General features: G+C 44.3%; 6 protein-coding genes. 4 read left to right on the plus strand and 2 right to left on the minus strand.

The genetic code is table 11. The features are described from left to right. Positions 1–422 precede the first annotated feature (422 nt). Complete coding sequence (locus ACR2F7_RS16550) at positions 423–623, minus strand: hypothetical protein (RefSeq protein ID WP_432714648.1); 201 nt, start codon at positions 621–623, stop codon at positions 423–425. 2,044 nt (positions 624–2,667) lie between these two features. Here ACR2F7_RS16550 and ACR2F7_RS16555 point away from each other — a divergent pair. Further along, the gene (locus ACR2F7_RS16555) at positions 2,668–4,056 is read left to right on the plus strand and encodes a trypsin-like peptidase domain-containing protein (RefSeq protein ID WP_432714649.1); all 1,389 of its coding nucleotides are present in this window, start codon (positions 2,668–2,670) and stop codon (positions 4,054–4,056) included. Positions 4,057–4,065: 9 nt separating this feature from the next. Here the strand turns inward: ACR2F7_RS16555 and ACR2F7_RS16560 are convergent, their stop codons facing one another. Then, positions 4,066–4,866: a glucose 1-dehydrogenase gene (locus ACR2F7_RS16560; RefSeq protein ID WP_432714650.1), complete on the minus strand. Its 801-nt coding sequence runs from the start codon at positions 4,864–4,866 to the stop codon at positions 4,066–4,068. 138 nt (positions 4,867–5,004) lie between these two features. On the opposite strand from ACR2F7_RS16560, the gene ACR2F7_RS16565 reads away from it, so the two are divergent. From ACR2F7_RS16565 to ACR2F7_RS16575, 3 genes are all read left to right on the plus strand, one after another. Further along, positions 5,005–5,481, plus strand: a complete 477-nt coding sequence (locus ACR2F7_RS16565; RefSeq protein WP_432714651.1) for a 3'-5' exonuclease — start codon at positions 5,005–5,007, stop codon at positions 5,479–5,481. 124 nt (positions 5,482–5,605) lie between these two features. Continuing rightward, on the plus strand, positions 5,606–6,040 hold the full coding sequence (locus ACR2F7_RS16570) for a hypothetical protein (RefSeq protein WP_432714652.1): 435 nt from the start codon (positions 5,606–5,608) through the stop codon (positions 6,038–6,040). 169 nt (positions 6,041–6,209) lie between these two features. After that, positions 6,210–6,404: hypothetical protein (locus ACR2F7_RS16575; RefSeq protein ID WP_432714653.1), on the plus strand; the 195-nt coding region annotated here is incomplete at its 3' end.

Here is a 6,404-nt window from a genome sequence, read left to right on the forward strand (position 1 = left end):
ACTGTGCCTTAACGGTGTCAGACTGAAGCTACTGGACGGCAGGTAAGGGTCATGTGGAAGGGATTAGTCATCAGTCGTGCCTTGGTGGTCTCATAAAGCCAACAACACCACACCCACACCAACTTGATGTGCGTAAGCCTCCAACTTCTAAGAAATATGAATCCCTCTTTCCCGCATTCCGCTACGGCTGGGAACGCCCCACTATAAAAAGGCTAGGCTTTTCTCTCTGTCGTGCTCTCTTGCTTTGGTTTACCTATATACGGGGACCCCCTCTCTCAATCGCTGTTGCTCTGCTCTTTCCACTTGAATCGAGAAAGCGCGCCTTCCGAAAGTCGTAGAAATCACGTCTCCTTCGTCGTCAATGTTGTGCTGCATGGTGTGAACTCATCTAAGTGAACTCCTTGAATTCAGAAGTGGCGAATCTAGTGGTGTTGTTGCGGTTGTGGAGGTTCAGAAGTTTCCGGACAGGCAAGATTCGGACAGACAGATTTTCCTAATTTGGACAAGTCGCCGACTGCAAGCTGCCCAATATCGCACCACAAGTTAGCCAGCGAGGAGCTAGCATAAAATGGGATTTGTGTAGTATATGCTTCTGGTCTGATGCCTGATCTGAGCAGCTTCAAATTTAAATTTTGGTGGCTTTGACGATCAAATTAACCCTACACGCACAAGAAAAAGATCAATATGGATCATCTACCTGCCTGCAATAATCTGAGAAGCTTTCAGACCTTGTCCACCTTAACAAAATTCTCGATTCTCATATGCGACGAAATGTGTCTGTCCGGAGAACTCCCGGTGGACGGTGGACGTTTGTAAAGATTATATAGGAGATTGGATGGGCAGGAGGGGAGGATTGAGGATTTTGAGGTGGAGGCGAGGAAGTTGAAGGAGGAGAATAGGAAGATGACGAGGGAGTTGGAGGGTGGAGAAGAGGAGATGACTTGTTGGCAGCGTCGCAGCGCACGACTTCACCTTCTCGACCTCCTGCGGCACGTCCGTTACTTCGACAGCCCTGCTTCCTATCACTTCGACTCTGCGTTTAGAAAGAAACAGCCCGCCCTTTTTTACCGCCTTCTACCACACATAAAAACTACCGATAGACAACTTAAGCCAAGGCACTCCACATTCATCATTCATGCTCACAAACTTCTCAGGGGCCGACCTGTCGTCGTGGCGCACCTGACCACGCGTTCCAAAGTCACAGCATCACCATGCCGCTCTTCTCCTCCCTCAAGAACTTCCGAGCTACCACCTCCCGTGCTGATACCTCGCTGGCGGCGCCCTGACTGGATGGAGCGTATAGCATCGCTTTGGCCCAGCCAGGAAGAGACGTAGCGAGTGTCGTCATCGTGAACGTCTTAGGAATCAGGGCGTCGGCGTAAAGAATCAGAGTTGCCGCTTCGAAATGGTGGCGTCGCCATAGCGCGAACGGGTCGGAAGCGGACTTCTAAAGTAGCAGGTCCGTAACTGGTATCTGGGTGGTGGTAGAGGAGCACACACCATCACTTTCGAGAGCGTTCTGGTGTGCCATCTCTGGGGCCATATGCGGTCAGGGATGGTCACGAATGGCGATTTCGGCATCTCGAGTAGGTTAAGGCTCGTCGCTACAGAATTCATCTGGATTGACGTACGAATCTAGCCAGCCCAGTCTGAGGAGATCAAGGCGAGATAGGCGTGTTGACGACTATATTCCTGCACTACCTTGCTACTAGTTATGGAATAGTATCCTTGCTATTGGAGTTCGTGCTTACCCGAGATCAGATCGCCATAGAAGGAAAGACTCTGCACGGTCGTGATGATGCACGTCTCTTGAAACAACACATTGGCCTGGAGTATTCGACGTACGGACTTCAAATGGCATGTTACGAGTACCAGTTTGCATTAATCAGTGCCTATTTCTTGCTGCTATGAGACACTCGCAATCACTCCCCGGGACAAATCCCTTGGTTGAACAGACAGGCGGCTTGCGTAAATCATAGTATCATTTCTCTCGTTTATGCTCATGCTAATCATCCTCCCCTTTATCAAATTTCGTTGTTCGTGTGTGTTGTTATCCAAGCTGTTTCTATGTGCTTGCTTTTCTTCACCCTTCTTCTTCTTCCTCCTACTCCTCCTTCATCTCTCGTGTCCATTCCCCCGACCTTCCGCTTCATTGCTCCGTCGACTCTAAGCGTTATTCACAATGCTCAAAGACTCATAGTCACAGTCATGCTATTACTATGAACCATCATCATAGGCACCCCACCTCTTCCCAATACCTCAAGGTCGCCGAGGTACTGTAGGCATCTATTTTCATCCGTGCTAGTCCCTTCCGCCGGGCTTGGCAAAGTAGTGAATAGCACCGCCGTATCCTTTGAGTTTTGCATCATAAGTTGGTTCAGTATGAGGTGTTGTGCGCGGCAGGGGAGGTCGTTGAATGAGAGTGGTAGGGCCTGGGTTGAGTAGGTTGAGCCTCTGCGGGACAATGCCGGACTGCTTGAACGTTGACGTGAACGAGAAGCGTCACGCTTATCCTTTTCTTCTTTCTCCCACCTCTCCTGTGCCTCCTTCCTATCGCTAGCACCACCATCCTTACTACTCCCAGCCCCAGCGTCGTCTTTTCCATCAACATGGTATGCCGAAGGCAATCTTCTATGGTTACCCATACCCCTCACAGGAGGCGAAGGTGTGTCGCAACGGTCTAAAGATGCGCTAAATTACGCTATTTCCAATCGGCCAAGAGGAAATGCAGGAGATCTGGATTTTATTATAGCAGCTAGTTTAACCACACCCGGCGTTGTACACATCAAAAGCACTTACAACAATACTTCCCCTCAACAAAAACTGTTGGAAAGAATTTATGGACCTGGTTTTGGTGGCAATCTACCGTCTATGTCATCAGGATCGGGGGTTATTTTAACGGAGGATGGCTATATTACCACTAATAATCATGTGGTAGAAAATGCAACAAAGATAGAGGTCATCCTGGCCGACAGAAGAGAATATGTAGCAGAACTGGTAGGCCGGGACCCCAACACTGATTTAGCGCTGCTTAAAATTAAAGGTAAGGATTTTCCGCTGGTGAAGTTAGGCAATTCTGATTCGGTGATGGTTGGCGAATGGGTGCTTGCTGTAGGTTTCCCCTATTCGCTCAATACAACAGTTACCGCGGGTATTGTGAGTGCTAAAGGAAGAAGTATTGGCATCATCAACACTTCTGCTGAAGGAGCGCCGCAGCAGGGAAATACAGCAATTGAATCTTTCATTCAAACAGATGCGGCTATTAATCCAGGCAATAGTGGCGGTGCGCTGGTCAACACCAACGGTGAGCTTATTGGGATCAATGCGGCTATTGCTTCCCTAACGGGAAGTTATGCAGGTTATGCTTTTGCGATCCCCGTAAATCTAGCTAAAAAAATATTAGATGATTTAAAAAAATATGGAGCAGTTAAACGTGGGGTGTTGGGTATCTCCTTTCCCTCACCTGCCGTAGAAAATGATTTTTTAAAACAGCAGGGCATTACTCCTGGCTCTGTTAATGGCGTTTTTATTACGCAAATTCAAAGTAACAGTGCTGCTGCGCTTGCCGGATTGAAAGAAGGTGATATCATACAGCGCATAGACGGTCAACAGCTTAATTCGTCATCAGAATTTTCAGAACGCATAGCCCGACATGGACCGGGCGATAAGGTGAATATCACTTATCTACGCAAAGGCAAGTCGAATCAAACGGTGGCTACCTTAAAAGCAGAGCCCAATGCAGCCGAGCAAAGTACAATGTCACTGAAAGAAATTTACCAAAAACTGGGGGCTCGTTTTTCTCCTTTAACACCGAAATTGAAAGAACACTTCCAATTGAACAATGGGGTGCTGGTAACTGAAGTGGCACCAACTGGACTTTTTGCACAGCTCGGCATCCCTCCAGGTACCATCATTGCCCTTATTAACGGAAGGGAAGTTTCCAGTGCCGAAGACATAGAAAAAGCCTTTTTAGATGCTAGAAATGGACAGGTCAAAATACTAGCCATTGCACCTGATGGCTCCAGGGTAGCTTTTAATTTTTCCTTTGGTACCTAAAATAAAGAATTAACCATTGTCCACAAAACCAGGATATAAAGTCATGCCCCCATCAACATATATGGTTGTGCCTGTAATATAATCGCTATCTGGTGAAGCCAGCCAGGTAGCGACTTTAGCAACATCTTCAGGCAGGCCAATCCGTTGATAGGGAATCAATTTAAGCAATTCTTTTTTCTTTTCCTCATCCTGCCATACCTCCGCGTTTATGTCTGTCGCAATTGCTCCAGGTGATATACCATTGATTCTGATTTTCTTTGGTGCCATTTCCAGGGCCAAAGATTTCATGAGCATTAAGATAGCTCCTTTGGAGGATGCATAGTTAACATGTCCGGCCCATGGAATAATATCATGTACAGAACTAATGAAGATAATGTTGCCGATAGCCTTTCCCTCAGCATGTCCTGGCTCTTTCTCCTGGAAATGTTTAATGGCTTCGCGGGCACACAAAAACTGCCCTGATAAATTTGTTGCTATTACCTTGTTCCATTCGTCGAAAGTCATTTCGGCAAAGGAGCTGTCTTTTTGGATCCCCGCATTATTAATGAGCACATCGATGGATTTATATTCACGGAGGGCTTTGTCAAACATTTCTATCACCTCCTGTTCTTTACCTACATCGGCCTGGTGAATAAAGCCTTTACCTCCCCCTTTAACCACTTCTGACAAGGTAAAAGCAGCACCCTCCTGGTCATCATAATAATTGACGACCACATTGGCGCCCTGTTTTCCAAAGGCAATGGCTATTCCCTGACCAATACCAGAGCTGGCTCCCGTTACGATAACTGTTTGATAATGATTTGAGCCCATTAGCATCATATTTATGTTCTTTACGAACAAAGAACAAGGTGGAAAGTTTACATACGTTTACACCTCTATTAAGTTATCGATATAAATTATGTAATTTCGACTCGTTAAATTTATCACCTTTAATACCCAATTTTTCCCATGCATAATACTTTTACAGCAATTGATTTTGAAACAGCACATGGAAAAAGATGGAGCATTTGCCAGGTTGGTTTAGTACGTATTGAAAATGGGATCATTAAAGAAACCATAAACAGGCTGGTTTGTCCACCAGATAATTTTTACTTCTATCGCAATATCGAAGTACATGGCATTACACCGGAAAGAACACGCCATGCGCCAAATTTTTCTGCTGTATGGAAAGAGATCTTGCCTTACATCCATGACCAAACCGTAGTGGCACATAATGGTGCTTTTGACTTCAGCTGCCTCTCTCAAACGCTTGAATATTTTGGATTGGAACAACCTGTTTATAACAAACAATGTACTTATAAAATATATAAGAAAAAACTGGCCACTTTATGTTTAGAGCATCGCATTCCTTTAAATCACCATGATGCCCTGAGTGATGCCCTGGCCTGCGCTGAATTGTATAAAAGACATATCAACCAGGTTTAATTTTTTTGCCATTGCCTTTTTTGCAATTTGTATTCTTTTTTTGCAATTTGAAAATCCTCGGGATCAAAAACTATTGCATATAATTTTATAAATTGCGCCATCAATATCTTTAAAAAAGCTCAAAATGAAAAAATACCTGTTAGTGCTTTCCATGGTTATAGGAACTTTGTTTTCTGTTGAAGCACAAAAGTTGCCTACACCTGTAGAACTTGCCACGAAGAAAATAGAAGGTCTTTCTAAAATGATTAAGCTCAACCCTACACAGCGCAATGTAATTTACAATTATATGCTTGATGTGTCCAAAGAGCAGATTTCCCTTGCTAAAAAGCAACAGGCAGGAACCTTTAATCCTGAAGACATGAACAAGCTTTATAAATTGCAAAATGAAAGCAATGATAACATCAGAAACATATTAAAAGGTAATGACCAGCTTGAATTTGATAAATTCTTAGAGCAGGAATTACGTGGTGGCGAAAAGAAAAAGAAAAAAGGTAAAAATGCTAAAGACGAGCAAGAAGAAGTAGTTACTGGCATTTCCGGCTTAAAACTCCCTTCTTAAGGCGTATACCTGTCCCACTAAATTTTCATGATCATATACCTGGATGTTTAACTTGTTAAGATAAGTTAAACATTCTTTTTAGGAAAGTTTTTTTCCTAACTTCCTTTCTTAATTCAAAAAAGGATGAAATTTTTTCTACTCTCCGTATCTTGTTTATTAACGCTCTTTAGTGCAAAAGCACAAAATAGTCAGGATCGCAAAACGGCATACCAGTATATATACCATCAGGTTTACCGGTATGCGTGTTAAACAACATGATGGGGGTCAACTACAGGGCATAGGCATCCAGCCAGATGTTTTTGTAGAAGAAACTATCCAAGGAATTAAGGAAGGACGGGATGAATACCTGGAAAAAGCTATGGAA

It is taken from the genome of Pedobacter sp. (genome assembly GCF_045628745.1).
Taxonomy (GTDB): Bacteria; Bacteroidota; Bacteroidia; order Sphingobacteriales; family Sphingobacteriaceae; genus Pedobacter.

Bases quoted from the DNA above. Each gene is read 5' to 3' on its own strand.
- ACR2F7_RS16560 (WP_432714650.1), bottom strand. From the start codon at position 4,866: ATGGGCTCAAATCATTATCAAACAGTTATCGTAACGGGAGCCAGCTCT.
- ACR2F7_RS16570 (WP_432714652.1), top strand. From the start codon at position 5,606: ATGAAAAAATACCTGTTAGTGCTTTCCATGGTTATAGGAACTTTGTTT.
- ACR2F7_RS16565 (WP_432714651.1), top strand. From the start codon at position 5,005: ATGCATAATACTTTTACAGCAATTGATTTTGAAACAGCACATGGAAAA.